This is a genomic window from Shewanella waksmanii, from assembly GCF_043643685.1.
Lineage (GTDB): Bacteria > Pseudomonadota > Gammaproteobacteria > Enterobacterales > Shewanellaceae > Shewanella > Shewanella waksmanii_A.
In genome coordinates this window covers 192440-209179 of sequence record NZ_JBHZSN010000006.1, presented here as the reverse complement: position 1 = coordinate 209179, position 16740 = coordinate 192440, and the positions used below count along the sequence as shown (strand labels likewise).

The window sequence follows — 16740 nt, the reverse complement described above, 5'->3', positions numbered from 1 at the left end:
GTAAAAGCTTAGTCGCGATAGTGAATCATCGCGACTAAGCTAGCAGGGAGAGTATAGCACTAACTCATTTGTAGGTGCGCTCTGCAGCAGTGTGAGTCGATTAGCGCTTCATATTGGGGTATTTGAATTCATGGCATTGGTTACAATATACCTTGCTGGATTTATGTTCCTGATGACAATAACTGCACGCGAGATCGGTGCCGTAATGCAGGCTGTCATGGGGGTTAGGTTCGACATCATGGCCAGCGTTGGCTGGACGTTTTGTTAGCTCTGCAATATCGCCTGGCGTGCCATGGCAAGTTTGACACGCGCTGGCGTCAGGAATGGTTTTGCGTTTTGCGTCACCATGGCAAAAGCTACATTCAACTTTGCCGTTATCATTGGTCATAATCTCTTTGTGGTAGTCTTTTAGTTTCATGGCGTTAGCACTCGGCAACGCCAAAACGAACACGGTAAAAATAGCCGCAATTATTCTTAACATCTTAATTCCTATCATTTTATGTGCCTTCAGGGGCAAGGCTATGCGGGGGGACCGGGGATTTGATGCTGGCAATGGGAGCGGTATCGCCGGCATCAAGCCCGGTCTATGCTTAATCGTTATGTTTAGTAAGCCGCGATAAAACTGGTGGCCGCCTCAATATCGGGTGTAAACGGACGGTCGATATCAACAAATGGCACCTGTTTACGGAAGCTTGAATACATCGCCTGTGTCGCTTGACCTTGTTTCAGTTGACTGTCTTTAAGTTTTCGTAAATCAATTGCTTGAGTCGAGTGCATTAGCTCAAGTCCATACATCACATTGGTGTTATCAACAATTTCAATAAGATTGTCAGAGGCCAACTTCAGGTTAGTGAATGTATCTTCGATGTTGCCAGCGATGGCGATACCATCAAATGATACTGGGTTAGCTAACGCTTTATTACGGACTTGCATGTCAACAAAGGTTTTTTGAATGGCACCAAAAGCATGGCCATTGTTACCCGGTGCGCTGAGGAAGCGTGGTAGCTGGGTAAAGTGGTTATCAGACAAATGAATCGTGCGCATCGCGCTATTGTGTGATACATGGGTGAGCGCAATGCTCAACTGCTGTACGGCTAAAGCGACCGGTAGTGGTTCAAAGTTGGTGGTTGGGAATACGCCGCCTTTTCCTTCAACTAAGTACTTTGATACTTGTGAGTTGTTACCATAATCTTTACCCGCGCCAACAATAACGCCAGGATTATCATCAGAGTGATTAATCTGTATATCAATCATCTGGCCGAGATTGGCTAAGGCTTTATAGGCGCCGGCAAAGGTATAGGCCGTAGTTCGGTAGCTTAGTGGATCTTGTAAGGGGCGCTCGCTGTTTGCGTCCCAAAGGTAGCTGCCAGTTAAACTGTTACGCACATCAGCTGTTGCTTCTTTTAGAAAGGGAAATGGGCGAATATCATTAGTTTGCGGTAAGAATGGCGCCACGTTTCCGTTAAGTCCTTCAAGGCTTAAACTAAATACCGTTGGCGAGACCTCAAGCAAGTGTTTTGCATCGCGGTAGCCTTTCATGGCATAACTCACAGCCACCGAGTTGTTTGATAAAATCGATAACGCATCTTTACCAACTGGATCAAGTGGTTTAATGCCCGCAAGCTGCATTGCTTTGGCGCTGTTCATGCGCTGGCCTTTATAAATCACATCCCATTCACCAATCATCGCAAGGCCCACATGAGATGACAGCAAGATGTCAGCTTCTCCAACAGTACCTTTAGCCGGAATGATGGGAGAAATGTCATTGTTTAAGAATGCTTTATATAAGTCTGCCACATAAGGTTGAACCCCAGTATGGCCTGATAATATGGTGTTTAGACGTACTGCCAATGCAACCCGAGTGAGGTTTACTGGTATGGCTTCGCCAACGCCGGCACTGTGGGCGCGTAAGGTACTATAGTTGAATGCCTTTGATGCTTTGATCACTTCAGGGCTTAGCTCACCATTGGCGCTAAACAGTTTATGATCTTTGTTTAAGCCGACCCCGACCGTTAAGCCATAAACAGGTTTACCTAAGCGAGCGGCTTCCATAAGTAGATCATGGGCTTTAACCAGCGCAGTTTTAGATTGGGCAGCGATATCAACTTTGGCGCCGTCAGCAATAGCCCAAGCCTGATCTTGAGTTAAGTGTTGTCCATCCAGCATCACAGTTTCTGTTGCCATAGCTTGGCTGCTAGACACTGCCAATGCGAGCGCAGTTAATGCAATTTGTTTGGTTGCTTTCATCTTCATCATTTCCATTATTTTCGGTTAACGATCGGGCGCTAACTTTTAAGTCATTAAATAAGTTGCAGTTCTACAGCAGGGCTTTGTGCACAATGTTGTCCAGCGTTGCGACCGGTTACTACCCCTTCTGCTACGGCGCAGGCACCAAGTCGGCTGGCACCATGGATACCACCTGTGGCTTCTCCAGCGGCATACAAGCCTTGAATAGGTTGATTGCTGACAAGGTGAAGGACTTCAGAAGCGGTATTGACCTTAACGCCACCCATGCAGTAATGAACTTTTGGCCACATACGTACTGCGTACCAAGGTCCTTGCTCAAGCTTAATGGCTTTTTGCATCGGGCGACCAAACTGCTCATCTTTACCTTGTGCTACCGCTTGATTCCAACGTGCCACTTGGTCTTTTAAAGCCTGTGCTGGGATACCGTATTGTTTAGCTAAGTCATCTAATGTGGCGGATTGACTAATGACTTTATACTTCAATCCCCAATCTAAGGTTTGTGCATCTTTTGCACCGATAGCGTTGGTAAATCCGATGGGGTAGACAGGTTTACCGTGCTCATCACGACGGGTCATAATGGCATCTGCACGGGCTTTGCGATCAGCAAGCTCGTTGAAGAAACGCTCACCTGTTCGCACATCCACTACGATGCCGCTTGGGTAGGTGGCGATGGTGTTAAATTGTGAAGCCGTGCCAAAACCTTTTTCATCGGGAGAGGCCCAAGGGCCTAACTGAATTTGATCTAAATGAATGGGGTTTGCACCGAGTAACATCATCTGTTTCAGCGCTTCAGAGGTTGCACCAGGGTGGTTAGTGGAATCTAATTCACTGGTGAGTTTAGGTTGCTGCATTTGCCGGTATTCGATATCGCGGCCAAATCCACCTGTTGCCATAATCACACCTTTACGGGCGCCTAATTTGGCCAGTTTACCCGTTCGTTGCTTAGGAAAATAATAACCTTCGCGAACTTCGACGCCGATCACGCGCCCTTGGGGATCTTTAATAAAACCTTCGAGCTTGGTCTGTTTTCGCATGTCGATGCCATGCTTAGTGGCGGCTTGTATTAATGGTCGAATGATACCGGCGCCAGAGCTTTGTATGGTTTGCAGTACTCTTGGTAATGAGTGTCCTCCGAAATGCTGCACAAACGGTTTCCATTGCACACCATAGTCTGTAAGCCATTGGCAAGACTCAGCAGTACCGTTACATACCAACTTGAGCATCTCAACGTCATTCATGCCGCGGCCAGCTTTAAGCATATCGGCGACCATGGTTTCAACAGAATCTTCAATACCTTCTTTTTTTTGTAGTGGCGATCCCGCCACTGCCATGGCACCGCCATTGATGGTTGAGTTGCCACCAAAAACCGGCATTTTATCGATCACCATAACGCTGGCACCGGCCTCTTTGGCCTGCAAGGCTGCAGACATGCCAGCAAAGCCACTACCTACAACGATGACATCAACAACGTGGTCAAACTTTGGTGGTTTTGCGGTGCATTCGCTGGCGTTAGCCGATAACGTAGTGCCAGCACTGATGCCAGCTACGGCAAAAGCAGCACCGCCTTTAAGCAGTTGACGCCGCCCAGGACTGGCCAGTTTATTGTCGTTCATTTCTCGCTTCCCTATTTGCATGTGTAATTAATGAATTGCAGCGATTTAGCTGTAATCACATACCGATAAAGTTGCACTGAGTGTGCCAACTGCCCAAAAAGAGGTAGATAACAGGTAATTTATGAGCAGGGGCACAGAATCACGAAATATAATGATTTACTATCACGAAACTTCGTGGCCACCTCGACATATCAATGAAGAAACAGTTTTATTACCAGGCAACCCAATGTTTATGCTGCAGCCTGTCATTGGAAAGCGCCCTTAAAAGTTACTTTGAGTATGTCAAACAGTACTTGCCCATTGACGGTATTTTCTTGAATATCTACCGCCCAGAGCATAGCGATATTCAGTTCTTGTCCCATGTTAACGATAACCAAGCCGTGGCCCTCGATAAGCAGGTGCCGATATCGGAGAAAATGGAACAGCTGCTGCAAAGTAACGATCGACCTGTTATTAGAATCATTAATGACATTGAATTAGATCATGTGACTAGCTTTGTTGCACCACAGGTGATTCCTGAGATTCGTTCGGTGATATTGTTGCGAATGGTGAGCAGCAATACCCATCTAGGTGTGGTGGGGTTTTACGCTAAACAGGCTGGGCAGTTTAAACCATTGCATGCCGATTTAATCGAACCTCATAAAGATACTTTCTCGTTGATCACCGCGTTCAATTTGCGCGGACGCAACCTGCTTAAGGCCAATCAGCAGCTGAGCCAAGAAAACGTTAATTTAAAACGCGCCATGTTCCGTGCCGATGGGGTGGTTGGTGCCCAAGGCGGTTTAAAGAAAGTGATGGAGCAAGTTGATGCCATTGCCGGGCTTAATACCACGGTATTGATGCAAGGAGAGACGGGCTGCGGTAAAGAGGTGATAGCGAATGCGATTCATGCCAAGTCAAACAGGGCCAATCAACCGTTTATTAAAGTCAATTGTGGCGCGATACCAGAAACCCTGATTGATTCTGAGCTATTTGGCTATGAAAAGGGTGCATTTACCGGTGCCGATAGCCGTAAAGCTGGTTATTTTGAGCAGGCCAATGGTGGCACCATATTTCTTGATGAGATTGGTGAATTGCCGTTATCGGCGCAGGTGAGATTATTACGAGTACTGCAAAATAGTTCGATTACCCGGGTAGGTGGCTATGAGAATGTTGACCTGAACATTCGCGTGATCGCCGCGACTCATCGAAACTTACAGGCGATGGTGCAAGACGCGACCTTTAGGGAAGATTTATGGTATCGCTTAGCGGTTTTCCCTATTGAGATCCCAGCATTACGACAACGCCGCAGTGACATCCCACTGTTAGTGCAGCATTTTATAGAGACCATATCTGCAAAATTTAATTTAGAGCAGTTGCCGCGGGTAAGCCCAGAGCAGCTGGCTTTGTTAAATAATTATGCTTGGCCAGGGAATGTGCGCGAGTTAATCAATGTTATTGAGCGAGCAATCATTCAGCAGCCTCAAGGTCCACTTTGCTTTGATAAACTCAATCCGCAATCAGAAGAAGAGGTGGTTACTCAAACAGGAGAAACCATTATCGTTGACCCCACTCATGCTAGCGATAAATTAGTGCCGCTGGATATCATGATAGGTAAATACATCAACCATGCTTTGCGTATTACGGGTGGTAAACTCTATGGTCCAGGCGGTGCGGCGGAGCTGTTAGATATCAATCCCAATACCCTGAAAAGTAAAATGAAAAAGCTTGGGCTTTGTTAGCTGAGATTTAATACAAGGCAATAGGTAATAAAAAACACTTCCGAGGAAGTGTTTTTTTCATTGCAGGTGATGAGTTATCTTTAATGTCAATTAAAAGAAGTAACGGATGCCCACCGAGTAGCTGTTATCTTGCAGCGCTTCAAAACTCTTGTCATCCATGTCGCTGAAATCAAATTTCGCCTCGGCAAACATAATGGTGTCATTGCTGTAGCGATAATGCAGGCCTACTACGGCGAATTGACGCGTCCAATCGCCTTTTATGCTGGTAGATGCGTCGGTATCTAAATCTTGGTATGACAACAAGAAGCTAGGTACAAAGCCATTTTCGTATTGATAAGCCACTAAGAATTCGCCGCCTGTTGAGTCATAAAGCTCACCAGCAACAAGTTCGTTTTGTTTACTTTTGTGGGCGTTGAAACCAAGGTATAGCCCTTGTGCTTCGCGATTTGGAGCATATTGGTAGAAGGCGCCATATTGAGCACCAACGCCGATAATTTCATTGGTGTCATCGACTTTTTCACCGGCCAACTCACCTTTAAAGTCGCCTCGGTTAATACCTGCTAGCACTTTAAACTTGTCTGTGAAATGGTAAGTAATGCTGGCGCCATAGCTGGTGTCGAAACTGATGTGGGAGCCGTCATCTAGAGCGACGCCATCTTTGTCATAAAGCGCGACATCGCCATTTTGCTTAGCGGCATATTGCAGCGCAATACTTAAGTTGCCAAAGCTGTTGCGATAGATAAACGCTGAATCAGCACGGCCCGCACCAGTTAGGCCACCGTCACCAAAGGTGTAGGCACCCACAGAGTAGCCGGTATACACATTGAGCACATCGGTTGTGTAGGCCACGTCATAGTATGCACCCCACTGTTTACCGAAGGTTAAGCTTCCCCATTTATCGTTAGCAAGACCCACGTAGCCTAGGCGATTGAATAGGAAGTCAGAGCTTTTTTCTGCCCCTAATTGTCCGCCGGTGTAACGTAGTGAGTCGTCACTGGTGACCATATTGATGCCCCATTCTGTATGGGCAAAGCTTCGCCAGCCGTTTTTCTCTTGGCGATCGAAACGAAAACCGATGCGGGAAAAGTTGTCGACTACAGCGGTATCATGGGAGTCGTTAATTGCTGCAAAGCCAAGCCATCCCATCATGTTGACACTATTTGTTTGATCGTTATAAAGCTCCATTGCTTGAGCTGACCCCGCCATTAATAGCGAAGGTATCAATAACGCTAATAGTTTCTTGTTCATTTTTTTCCCTAATTTTTATTAAATAAAGCTGTTGGTTTATTGGGTCAATCCAATAGCCCGATAGAGCAGCTTGTATGCCAATGGGGAAAATGAAGCTGAAACGCGAAAGAACTTGGAGCCAGATCCTCTAACCACGAAATATCGTGAAAAGAGATCGTTAAATATCGTGTTGATAGTGAAATATCGTTGTTAATTAAATGGAGCTAAGTTAGCTGACTCTTGCAAATAACAGCTGACTGTCCGCTCGTTGATAAAGCGTACGCTGACTATTGAAGCGGACACTTTTCGGTGTCCGCGGACACTTTGAGAGTGACCGTTTTCTATATGAAAATTAATAAAATTATATTTATCAGTGGGTTGAAGGTTTTGGCACGGCTATTGTAATGAACTATGGCATTAATGAGTTTTTTGCATCAGCGGACACAGTTAGGGAATAAGATCATGATTAAGGATACCAGCGCACAGGATAGAGCCGTTGCCCCCAGCATGAAGCGTAAGCTGAAATGGCCAGTAATTATTGGTGTAGGCGTTGTGATGTTGTCTGGACTGGTTTGGGCGAGTGTTGGCGGCAGTAGCGTCAGTAAATCAATTAATCGCACAGAACTAAGGTTTGCCACCCTTGAACGTGGCACGTTAACTCGCGATATCGCCACTACCGGTAAAATTGTGGCGGCCAATGCGCCCATTCTTTATAGCCCCGAGCGCGGTACAGTCACCTTAATTGCCAACCCAGGGGATCGTGTAGAGCAAGGGCAAGTGGTGGCGACCATCGAAAGCCACAGTTTAACCAACAGTTTAAAGCAGCAAGAGGCGCTACTTGAAGGAATGCAAAGTGCGTTAGAGCGAGCTCGCCTTGATGCGAGACGTGAGCAGCTAAAAGCACAGCAAACCATAGATATGGCCAAAGTTGATTTAGAAGCAGCAGATAGGGAAAGCCGTCGTGGAGACAAACTTATTGAGAATAAGCTTATCTCCAAAATTGATTTCGAGAAGAGCAAGGATGATCTGCATAAAGCTAAGTTACTGTTTGCCCATGCTAAGCAGGAAGCGGCGCTAATGAAAGATACCCTGAGCTTTGAAGTAAAAAATAAAGCGTTAGAGGTCGACCGACAGGCATTGGTAGTGTCGGACTTACAACGTCAGGTTGCTGCGCTCAATATCATCGCGCCGGTTGGCGGCATTATTGGTAATTGGCTCACGGAACAAAAAGCTCGTATTGACCAGAGCCAACCGATTTTAACCGTCGTTGATTTAAGTGCCTTTGAAGCTGAACTCGCCGTGCCAGAATCTTATGCTGATGAGCTTGGTTTAGGCATGGATGTGGAGCTGAGTTTTGGTACCGTCACCATCTTGGGCAAAGTGGCATCAATTTCACCTGAAGTCCGCAATAGAGAAGTTACAGCCCGAGTTCGCTTTGAGCAAAATGACGCGTTAAAGCTACGTCAGAACCAGCGTTTATCTGCAAGAGTGTTATTAGAGAATCGACCTAACGTATTAATGGTCAAGCGGGGTGCTTTTGTGTCATCAGGTGGTGGCCGGGCGGTGTATAGCATGAGCGACGACATTGCCACCTTGACAGAAATTCAATTGGGTGCTCGCAGCATGAGTCACATCGAGGTGATAGCGGGTGGTGATGTAGGTGACACCTGGGTGATTTCCAGTGTTGAGCCATTTAGCAATGCAGCACAGGTATTGGTTCGCTAGGAGGCGATGATGAAAAGTTTACCTATTAATAAACAACAACTTGTTACTGTGGTTGCTCTTGCAGTTCTATTATTTGCGACCCATAACCTCACTGCGAATCCAGGGGACTGGTTTCTGCTTGGATTGAATTTACTAGATATGTCAGCGCCTGCTGTCGACCCTACTGCTGATTTTGCTGAAGTAGTACACAACAGTGTCAGTGTTTTTGATTGGCTCGCGGCTGCAGCTAAACACATTTATTTATTTGTAACGTATTAATTTTAAAGGAATGAATCTTATGCTTTCAATGAAGAATATCAACAAGGTATTTAAAACCGATTTGGTTGAAACCCATGCGTTACGTGATTTCAATTTAGAGGTTAAAGAGGGAGAGTTTGTTGCTGTAACAGGACCATCAGGCTCAGGTAAAACCACCTTTTTGAACATTGCCGGGCTACTCGAAGGCTTTACTGATGGCGACTACTTTCTCGATGGCGTCAATATTTCAAACTTGAGTGACAATAAAAGCGCCGCGATAAGAAATGAGAAAATTGGCTTCATTTTTCAGGGGTTTAACCTTATTCCTGATTTGAATCTCGCCGAGAATGTTGAAGTGCCGCTGCGTTATCGTGGTTTCAGTCGCAGTGAACGCAATAAACGCGTTAAACAGGCGCTTGAGCAAGTGGGTTTAGGGGCTCGTATGAAGCATCTTCCTGCGCAGCTTTCTGGTGGTCAGCAGCAGCGTGTGGCTATTGCTCGGGCCTTAGCCGGTGAGCCAAGATTTCTACTCGCGGATGAGCCAACGGGTAACCTCGACAGTATGATGGCGCGTCAAGTGATGGAACTGCTTGAAGAGATTAATAAAGCTGGCACAACTATCATCATGGTTACTCATGACCCCGAGTTGGCGCGTCGGGCTCAGCGTAATATTCAAATTGTCGATGGACAAGTATGCGACTTTACCATGTACCAAGGTGGTCAACCGCAGCTTGTTACTGGCAATGTTCAGGCTGTGAGCTAAGGAGGGCGTATGTTTTTCTATTACTTAGATCTAGCCTGGCGCAGCATTAAGAAAACCCCATTTCTATCTATGCTCATGGTGCTGGCGATTTCAATTGGCATTGGTATTACTATCACCACATTGAACATTTACAAAATGGCTTCAGTTAACCCGGCAGGAGAGCGTTCTGACAAGCTATTTGCCGTGCAGCTATGGAGCCAAGATGAAGATACTTGGGATGAATTTAACCCACAAATCTCATATCAAGATGCCTATAACTTGCGCCGCGGTGATATTCCGCTTAGACAAACACCGATGTTTAGAACTGGCGGGGCGATTCAAACTGATGATCCAGATTTAGCGCCTATTCTTGAGAGCGTACGAGTAACCGACAGTGATTTTTTCAATCTGTTCTCTGTACCATTTATCTATGGCCAAGCATGGGATAAAAGTGTTGATCAGCAAGCTAAGTATCAAGTGGTGATCAACAGCGAGCTTAATCAGCAGTTATTTGGCGGCGAAAACAGTGTAGGTAACACCCTGTATATTAACCGTAAGCCTTATCAAGTAGTGGGGGTGATAGATAATTGGAGTCCAAAACCTAAGTACTATGACGTCAATAATGGTGCCTTTAATGACTCAGAACAGGTATTCGTGCCGTTTTCGCTCACGCCGATAGAGGAGTACCAAAGCTGGGGTAACAACCAAGGGTGGAAGCATGAAGATACCCGCACTGTTGCCGCTAAAATGGTCTCTGAGCAGCACTGGTTACAGTATTGGGTGGAGCTAAAAGATCAGCATGATGTCGAGCAGTATACCGCTTGGGTACGCAGCTATATTGAGCAGCAGCAAGCACTTGGACGCTTTAATTCACCTAATGCCGACGTCCAGATCATGGATGTTGCCGATTGGCTGGTTGATAACCAAGTGGTCGCCGAAGACAACAAAGTGCTAGTGGGGTTAAGTGCGCTGTTTTTAGTGGTGTGCTTAGTCAACATGCTTGGTTTATTACTGGCTAAATTCCTCAAACGTGCACCAGAGGTAGGAGTGCGTCGAGCCATTGGTGCCAGCCGCGGGCAAATCTTTTCTCAACATATGGTGGAAGTTGGTTTGATTGGTTTTTGCGGCGGTATTATCGGCCTGCTTTGGGCATGGGGCGCGCTGTCACTGTTGTCGGCCAAATTCGATTTGGAACAAGCGCTAACTTCATTGGATATCAGCATGTGGCTGGTGGCACCGACCATCGCGATTTCAGCAGCCTTAGTGGCAGGTATTTATCCTGCTTGGCGAGTCTGCAGTACCAATCCAAGTATTTATCTTAAGAGCCAATAGGAAGGCCGACTATGTTACAGATAAAACCTATTTTAAGTATGTTGTTACGCAGCAAGAGCTCGCCGCTATTGCTACTGCTACAGATTATTTTGTCGGTGGCGATTGTAGCCAATGCCAGCTTTATTATTCACGAGCGTTTAGCACTGATGGATAGAGAGTCGGGGTTAGCAGAGCAAGAGGTGTTTGATTTTACCATGTACAGTTTCGACTCTAGTGTCGACTTGGTACAACAGCAACATAAAGATCTGCAGTTAATTCGTGACCTTCCTGGCGTTAAAGCGGCGACATTTAGCAGCATGACACCGTTAAGTGGTGGTGGCTGGTCTTCGAGCTTTACCATTGGCACCAGTGAAGAAGACGAGCGCAGTACTCCCAATTCTGCCATGTACTATGGTGACGAGCAGATGGTCGAGACCTTAGGAGTTAAACTGATTGAAGGGCGCAATTTACGTGCAGAGGAAATATTGCCGACATTTACCGACAGCGGTGTTAAGGGGATCGTTTCCAAGGCCTTTGCAGAGCAGGCTTTTCCTGATGAATCAGCCGTTGGTAAGGTTATTTATAACGGTAATCTTGGTGATGAAGCCATTGAGATCATTGGGGTGGTTGAACGCCTACAAGGTGCTTGGGTAAACAGTGATAACCTTGAATACTCTGTGATTATTGGGGTAGAGCTAACCAATTCGTTTATGCGTTACTTAGTGCGGGCTGAAGAAGGGACTTTTACTCGCCTGAAAGAGCAAATTCCTGAAGTGCTGCATAAGGACCAACCAAACCGGGTGATTCGCAATTTTACTACCATTACTGAACATCGCACTAGCGTGTATCGTGACCATGACTTAATGGCATCAGTACTGTCTTTGATGGTGGTATTGCTGCTGCTCATCACCAGTTTAGGTTTGACGGGGATGGTGATGTTTAATATTGAGCGTCGTACCAAGCAAATAGGTACTCGCCGCGCATTAGGTGCAAAAAAGCGCGATGTAGTTAGCTTGTTCTTAGTCGAAAACTACATTATTTGTTTGGTGGGCGGCGTTATCGGTGGCTTACTTGCCGTTGCACTGGGTCAGCAACTGATGCAGCACTATGATCTGCCACAACTTGAATGGCAATATCCAGTATTTACCATACTTGGGTTGGTGATTGTGACCACGCTAGCGGTGATTTTTCCCGCCAATAAAGCGGCAAAAATTTCACCTGCGATTGCTACCCGTAGCGTATAACCGCGTAAAATGGGGGGTTGTCGTTCATGTAAACCGGATTGATGGTGGTATTCACTGTCAATCCGCTTTATCTTCTACACAGCACTTTTAACCGATAGATAAATAAGGACATATGGATACGATTCTTATCGTTGATGATAATCATGCGGTTTGTAGCGCTTTAGCTTTGATGCTTGAGCTTAACGGTTATCAAACTATCAGTTGTTACTCTCCGGATGAGGTATTGCCATTATTGGCGCAGCACGATATCGCTTTGGTGCTACAAGATATGAATTTCACCCAAGACACTACGTCTGGTGAAGAAGGTAAAGCGTTGTTTTATCAGATCCGCGCTCAGCAACCTAAGTTGCCGATTATCTTGCTTACCGCTTGGACACAGCTTGAAGTTGCGGTGGAGTTAGTTAAAGAAGGTGCCGTGGATTACATGGGTAAGCCGTGGGATGACGACAAGTTACTCACTAGTGTTAATAACCTCATTTCACTGCATGCATTAACTCGCGAAAATAGTGCCTTACAAAAAGCCGAACATGAACGGATGCAAGCGCTCAGTGGTGCTGATTTGTGTGGCATCGTATTTGGCAGTGTCGCGATGCAGCGTAGCGTTGATTTAGCGCTGCAGGTGGCAAAATCTGATGTGTCCGTATTGATAACTGGCCCCAATGGCGCAGGTAAAGATAAGTTAGCGGATATCATTCATGCAAATTCACCGCTAAAAACTAAGCCATTTATTAAGGTCAACATCGGTGCCTTACCCATGGAGCTGCTTGAGGCCGAACTATTCGGTGCAGAAGCGGGGGCGTTTACCGGCGCGAATAAAGCCAGAATTGGTCGATTTGAAGCCGCTGATGGTGGCACATTATTTCTTGATGAAATTGGCAACTTACCGTTATCTGGTCAGGTGAAATTATTACGTGTGCTACAAACCGGTGAGTTCGAGCGCTTGGGCAGCCATCAAACCCGCAAAGTCAATGTAAGGGTGATCAGTGCCACTAATGCCGATCTTGCTGATGATATTGCCAATGGCCGATTCCGTGAAGACCTGTTTTATCGCCTTAATGTGATTGAGCTGGCGCTCGCACCATTGCAGCAACGTGTCGAAGATATTGTGCCATTAGCCCACCATTTTGTGGGGGATAATTTCAGTATTGATAAGCCGGCGCAGCAAGCTCTGCAAGCACATAGTTGGCCAGGCAATGTCCGTGAGCTGGAAAATGCCTGCAAACGTGCGGTGATTTTAGCGCAAAGTAGCACACTAACTGCCACGGACTTTGGTTTAGATGGTGCGCAAGCTCCTGTCGCTGCTGCGCCTATGGCGCCGAGTGCGGCTTACCGTCAAGTCGATGAAGTTGCCGATGCGGGAATAGATGCCAATGCTGATAAGCCTGAGGTTGATAAGCTCGCCATAGAGCAAGCATTGGCGCAGCACAATGGGGTGATTGCGCGGGTGGCCAAATCTTTGGGGCTGAGCCGCCAAGCACTTTATCGGCGTATGGATAAGTTTGGGATCGAAAAGTAGCGTCGTTTAATAGGAGTGGATGGAGTGATGACACTACGGGCTAAATTAGTCTTGGCTGCCATGACAGCCAGCAGTGGCGGATTGTTATTGCTGCTGTTGTTTATCTTACTTGAGGTGCCCGACTTAGTTAACCTAATGGGCTATACCGCCTTAGGGCTAATCGTGGCAACTTGCTTATTGGTCAGCTGGTCGTTGGCAATCTATTTTACCCGTAACTTAGCCAACAGTTTAACGGCGCTTGAAGTCGGGTTGTTAAACTTCAAGGACAATGATTTTAGCGTTAATATCCCGGTAACTGGCGATAAGCAGTTACAGGCATTGGCTGATCTATTTAATGAATCCGCCGCAATATTGCGTAAAGAGCGACAATACATTTATCAGCGGGAGTTGTTGCTCGATAAGGTGATTCAAAGCTCGCCTAATATCATGCTACTTTTCGATGATGAGCAACGAATTATTTATGCCAATGATGCCGCCCGGCATGCATTTAATCACGGCAATCGCATCGAAGGCTGCTTATTACCTGATCTATTAACTTCGCAACCCGAAGAGCTGGTGAACGCGTTAAATAATCCCAAAGGCGGGTTATTTACTAGCGCAGGCCAAGAGGGGGCGGAAGATGAAACTTGGCACTTATCTCGCGGTCGCTTTATGCTCAATGGCCAGTATCACCATTTACTGCTGCTAAAACAGATGACGCGGGAGCTCAATCGCCAAGAAGTGGCAGTGTGGAAAAAGGTGATTCGCATTATCAGTCATGAGTTAAATAACTCGGTAGCGCCTATCGCATCAATGGTGAAATCAGGGCGTAAAATAACAGCATCGATTGATGATCCTAAGTTAGCGCTAATCTTCGATACCATTGAAGATCGCACTCAACATCTGAGCCAATTTATCTTTAACTATGCCCGTTTTGCAAAGTTACCTTTGCCGAAAAAGGCGGCAGTTGATTGGCAAAAGCTGACTGAGCAGTTGCGGCAGCACTATCAGTTTTCTATCGAGGGCGAACTGCCGCAAAGCCAAGGTTATTTTGATTTAATTCAGATGGAGCAAGTGCTACTTAACTTACTTAAAAATGCCCATGAATCAGGATCGGATGTCAGTGATATTAGTTTGTCGGTACAAGCAACCCAGCTTGATGAGCAACAAAGTGGTGTGTTGATTGTCATTGCAGATGCTGGCAGTGGCATGTCATCGGAAGTACTCGCGCAAGCACTGCTGCCGTTTTACTCCACTAAGCAAACGGGGACCGGATTAGGGCTACCGCTGTGCCGTGAGATCCTTGAGGCACATGATGGCCATATCAGCCTGCATAATCGCCAACCTAAAGGCTTAGAGGTGCGGTTATGGTTGCCTGATTAACCAAGCTCAACCCGCCAATTAAGTTGACAAATTTGCGCTAAATCAAAGTTCGTTAGATTTTTCTAATAAAAAACTTTTGCATATACTTGCGATTATATTACACTGCTGCATATCTTATGACGTGCAGAGGTTGAGATGAAAAAACTATTAATTGTTGGTGGTGTTGCTGGTGGTGCATCTGCGGCAGCGCGCGCAAGGCGACTGAATGAGCAAGCTGAAATCATCATGTTTGAGCGGGGTGAATTTGTTTCCTTCGCCAATTGTGGCTTGCCCTATCACATTAGTGGTGAAATCGAAAACCGGGACGCTTTAGTGTTACAAACTCCCGCGAGTTTTAAAGCACGTTTTAACGTTGATGTCCGAGTGCAGCATGAGGTGATAGCCATTGATAAAGTGGCTAAACAGGTCTCAGTTAAACACCTCGCCACCGGTGAGATTTACCAAGAAAGCTATGATGCATTGCTGCTTTCACCAGGTGCAGCCCCAGTTATTCCACCGATCCCTGGCCTACAAAACCCACTGACGTTCTCACTGCGTAATATACCCGACATGGATCGTATAATGGCCCAGCTTGCTAGCCAAAAACCACAACATGTCACTGTGGTCGGTGGTGGTTTTATCGGCTTAGAGATGGTGGAAGCTATGCGCCATTTAGGTATCGATGTCAGTTTAGTTGAGTTGTCGGATCAAGTGATGGCGCCCGTTGATTTTGAGATGGCCAATATGTTGCACAAAACTTTGTGCGACCACGGTGTTGATTTGAAACTGAATGTGGCTTTACAAAGCGTTGAGCAGGTCGAGTCAGGTTTGCAGCTCCACTTAAGTGATGGCAGTCTGCTTACCACACAAATGTTGATCACTGCGATCGGAGTTAAGCCAGAAATAGGCCTCGCTGTGGACGCAGGACTGGAAATTGGCTCGCGAGGAGGCATTGCAGTCAACGAGCAGATGCAGACATCCGATTCGGCAATCTACGCCGTTGGCGATGCCATTGAGTCTATCGATTTTGTTACCGGTGAGCCAGTATTGGTGCCGTTAGCTGGACCTGCTAATCGTCAAGGTCGCATTGCGGCTAACAATATCTTTGGCGCAAACGAATCTTATAAGCGCACCCAAGGCACGGCAATTTGCAGAGTATTTGATCTTGCCGTTGCCAGTACCGGTTTAAGTGAGAAGCGGCTAAAACAGATGGACATTGATTATGACAAGGTTTATGTCCACGGGGCGAGTCACGCAGGCTACTTCCCAGGCGCCCACCCAGTGTCACTCAAACTATTATTTGCCACTGAAGATGGCAAAATCTTTGGCGCACAAGCGGTAGGTAAAGACGGTATTGATAAGCGTATTGATGTGTTAGCTGTGGCGTTAAGAGCAGGCTTGAGTGTTTATGATCTGCAAGATCTTGAATTGACCTATGCTCCACCATTTGGATCAGCAAAAGATGTATTGAACCAAGCTGGTTTTGTCGCTGCTAACCGTCTTAAAGGCGACACTGTGCTGTGTCATAGCGATGAGGTTGCTAATCTCGCTGCGGACCAAGTGCTATTAGATGTGCGTAACCCAGCTGAGTTGACTCAGGTTGGCAGTATAGATGGCGCGATTAATATTCCCTTAGATCAGTTACGCCAACGCACTGATGAGTTACCTAAAGACAAACAAATCTTAATATTCTGCCAAGTGGGATTGCGTGGCAATGTGGCCTATCGCATGCTGCACAATTTGGGTTTTGATGCCAAGAATTTAACGGGCGGATATAAAACTTATCAAATGGTACAGGCTAAATATTAATCCGCTT

13 protein-coding genes are annotated in these 16740 nt (G+C 46.3%); 9 read left to right on the top strand and 4 right to left on the bottom strand.

The window, feature by feature from the left end:
* Nucleotides 1-100: 100 nt before the first annotated feature.
* The 3 genes from ACHUFW_RS11560 to ACHUFW_RS11550 form a co-directional block, all read right to left on the bottom strand.
* Nucleotides 101-481: a cytochrome c3 family protein gene (locus ACHUFW_RS11560; RefSeq protein WP_394203194.1), complete on the bottom strand. Its 381-nt coding sequence runs from the start codon at nucleotides 479-481 to the stop codon at nucleotides 101-103.
* A gap of 122 nt (nucleotides 482-603) precedes the next feature.
* On the bottom strand, nucleotides 604-2247 hold the full coding sequence (locus ACHUFW_RS11555; RefSeq protein ID WP_394203192.1) for an HAL/PAL/TAL family ammonia-lyase: 1644 nt from the start codon (nucleotides 2245-2247) through the stop codon (nucleotides 604-606).
* Nucleotides 2248-2300: 53 nt separating this feature from the next.
* Nucleotides 2301-3860: a flavocytochrome c gene (locus ACHUFW_RS11550; protein WP_394203190.1), complete on the bottom strand. Its 1560-nt coding sequence runs from the start codon at nucleotides 3858-3860 to the stop codon at nucleotides 2301-2303.
* A gap of 194 nt (nucleotides 3861-4054) precedes the next feature.
* Here ACHUFW_RS11550 and ACHUFW_RS11545 point away from each other — a divergent pair, with 194 nt between their 5' ends.
* Entirely contained in the window at nucleotides 4055-5581 is a 1527-nt protein-coding gene (locus tag ACHUFW_RS11545; RefSeq protein ID WP_394203189.1) for a sigma-54 interaction domain-containing protein, read from the top strand.
* Nucleotides 5582-5671: 90 nt separating this feature from the next.
* Here the strand turns inward: ACHUFW_RS11545 and ACHUFW_RS11540 are convergent, their stop codons facing one another.
* The gene (locus ACHUFW_RS11540) at nucleotides 5672-6829 is read right to left on the bottom strand and encodes a porin (RefSeq protein WP_394203188.1); all 1158 of its coding nucleotides are present in this window, start codon (nucleotides 6827-6829) and stop codon (nucleotides 5672-5674) included.
* Nucleotides 6830-7270: 441 nt separating this feature from the next.
* Here ACHUFW_RS11540 and ACHUFW_RS11535 point away from each other — a divergent pair, with 441 nt between their 5' ends.
* From ACHUFW_RS11535 to ACHUFW_RS11500, 8 genes are all read left to right on the top strand, one after another.
* A complete protein-coding gene (locus tag ACHUFW_RS11535; RefSeq protein WP_394203186.1) occupies nucleotides 7271-8533 on the top strand; it encodes an efflux RND transporter periplasmic adaptor subunit in 1263 nt (420 codons plus the stop codon).
* 6 nt (nucleotides 8534-8539) lie between these two features.
* Complete coding sequence (locus ACHUFW_RS11530; protein WP_394203184.1) at nucleotides 8540-8791, top strand: hypothetical protein; 252 nt, start codon at nucleotides 8540-8542, stop codon at nucleotides 8789-8791.
* Nucleotides 8792-8810: 19 nt separating this feature from the next.
* Nucleotides 8811-9533: an ABC transporter ATP-binding protein gene (locus tag ACHUFW_RS11525; RefSeq protein ID WP_394203182.1), complete on the top strand. Its 723-nt coding sequence runs from the start codon at nucleotides 8811-8813 to the stop codon at nucleotides 9531-9533.
* 9 nt (nucleotides 9534-9542) lie between these two features.
* Nucleotides 9543-10844: an ABC transporter permease gene (locus ACHUFW_RS11520; protein WP_394203181.1), complete on the top strand. Its 1302-nt coding sequence runs from the start codon at nucleotides 9543-9545 to the stop codon at nucleotides 10842-10844.
* A gap of 11 nt (nucleotides 10845-10855) precedes the next feature.
* The gene (locus ACHUFW_RS11515) at nucleotides 10856-12067 is read left to right on the top strand and encodes an ABC transporter permease (protein ID WP_394203180.1); all 1212 of its coding nucleotides are present in this window, start codon (nucleotides 10856-10858) and stop codon (nucleotides 12065-12067) included.
* Nucleotides 12068-12179: 112 nt separating this feature from the next.
* Entirely contained in the window at nucleotides 12180-13583 is a 1404-nt protein-coding gene (locus ACHUFW_RS11510) for a sigma-54-dependent transcriptional regulator (RefSeq protein ID WP_394203178.1), read from the top strand.
* 27 nt (nucleotides 13584-13610) lie between these two features.
* Nucleotides 13611-14945, top strand: coding sequence for a sensor histidine kinase (locus tag ACHUFW_RS11505; RefSeq protein ID WP_394203408.1), 1335 nt, complete (start codon nucleotides 13611-13613; stop codon nucleotides 14943-14945).
* A 135-nt stretch (nucleotides 14946-15080) separates the two neighbouring features.
* Nucleotides 15081-16733 carry an FAD-dependent oxidoreductase gene (locus ACHUFW_RS11500; protein ID WP_394203176.1) on the top strand — a complete coding sequence of 551 codons (1653 nt, stop codon included), beginning with the start codon at nucleotides 15081-15083 and terminating at the stop codon, nucleotides 16731-16733.
* Nucleotides 16734-16740: the final 7 nt, after the last annotated feature.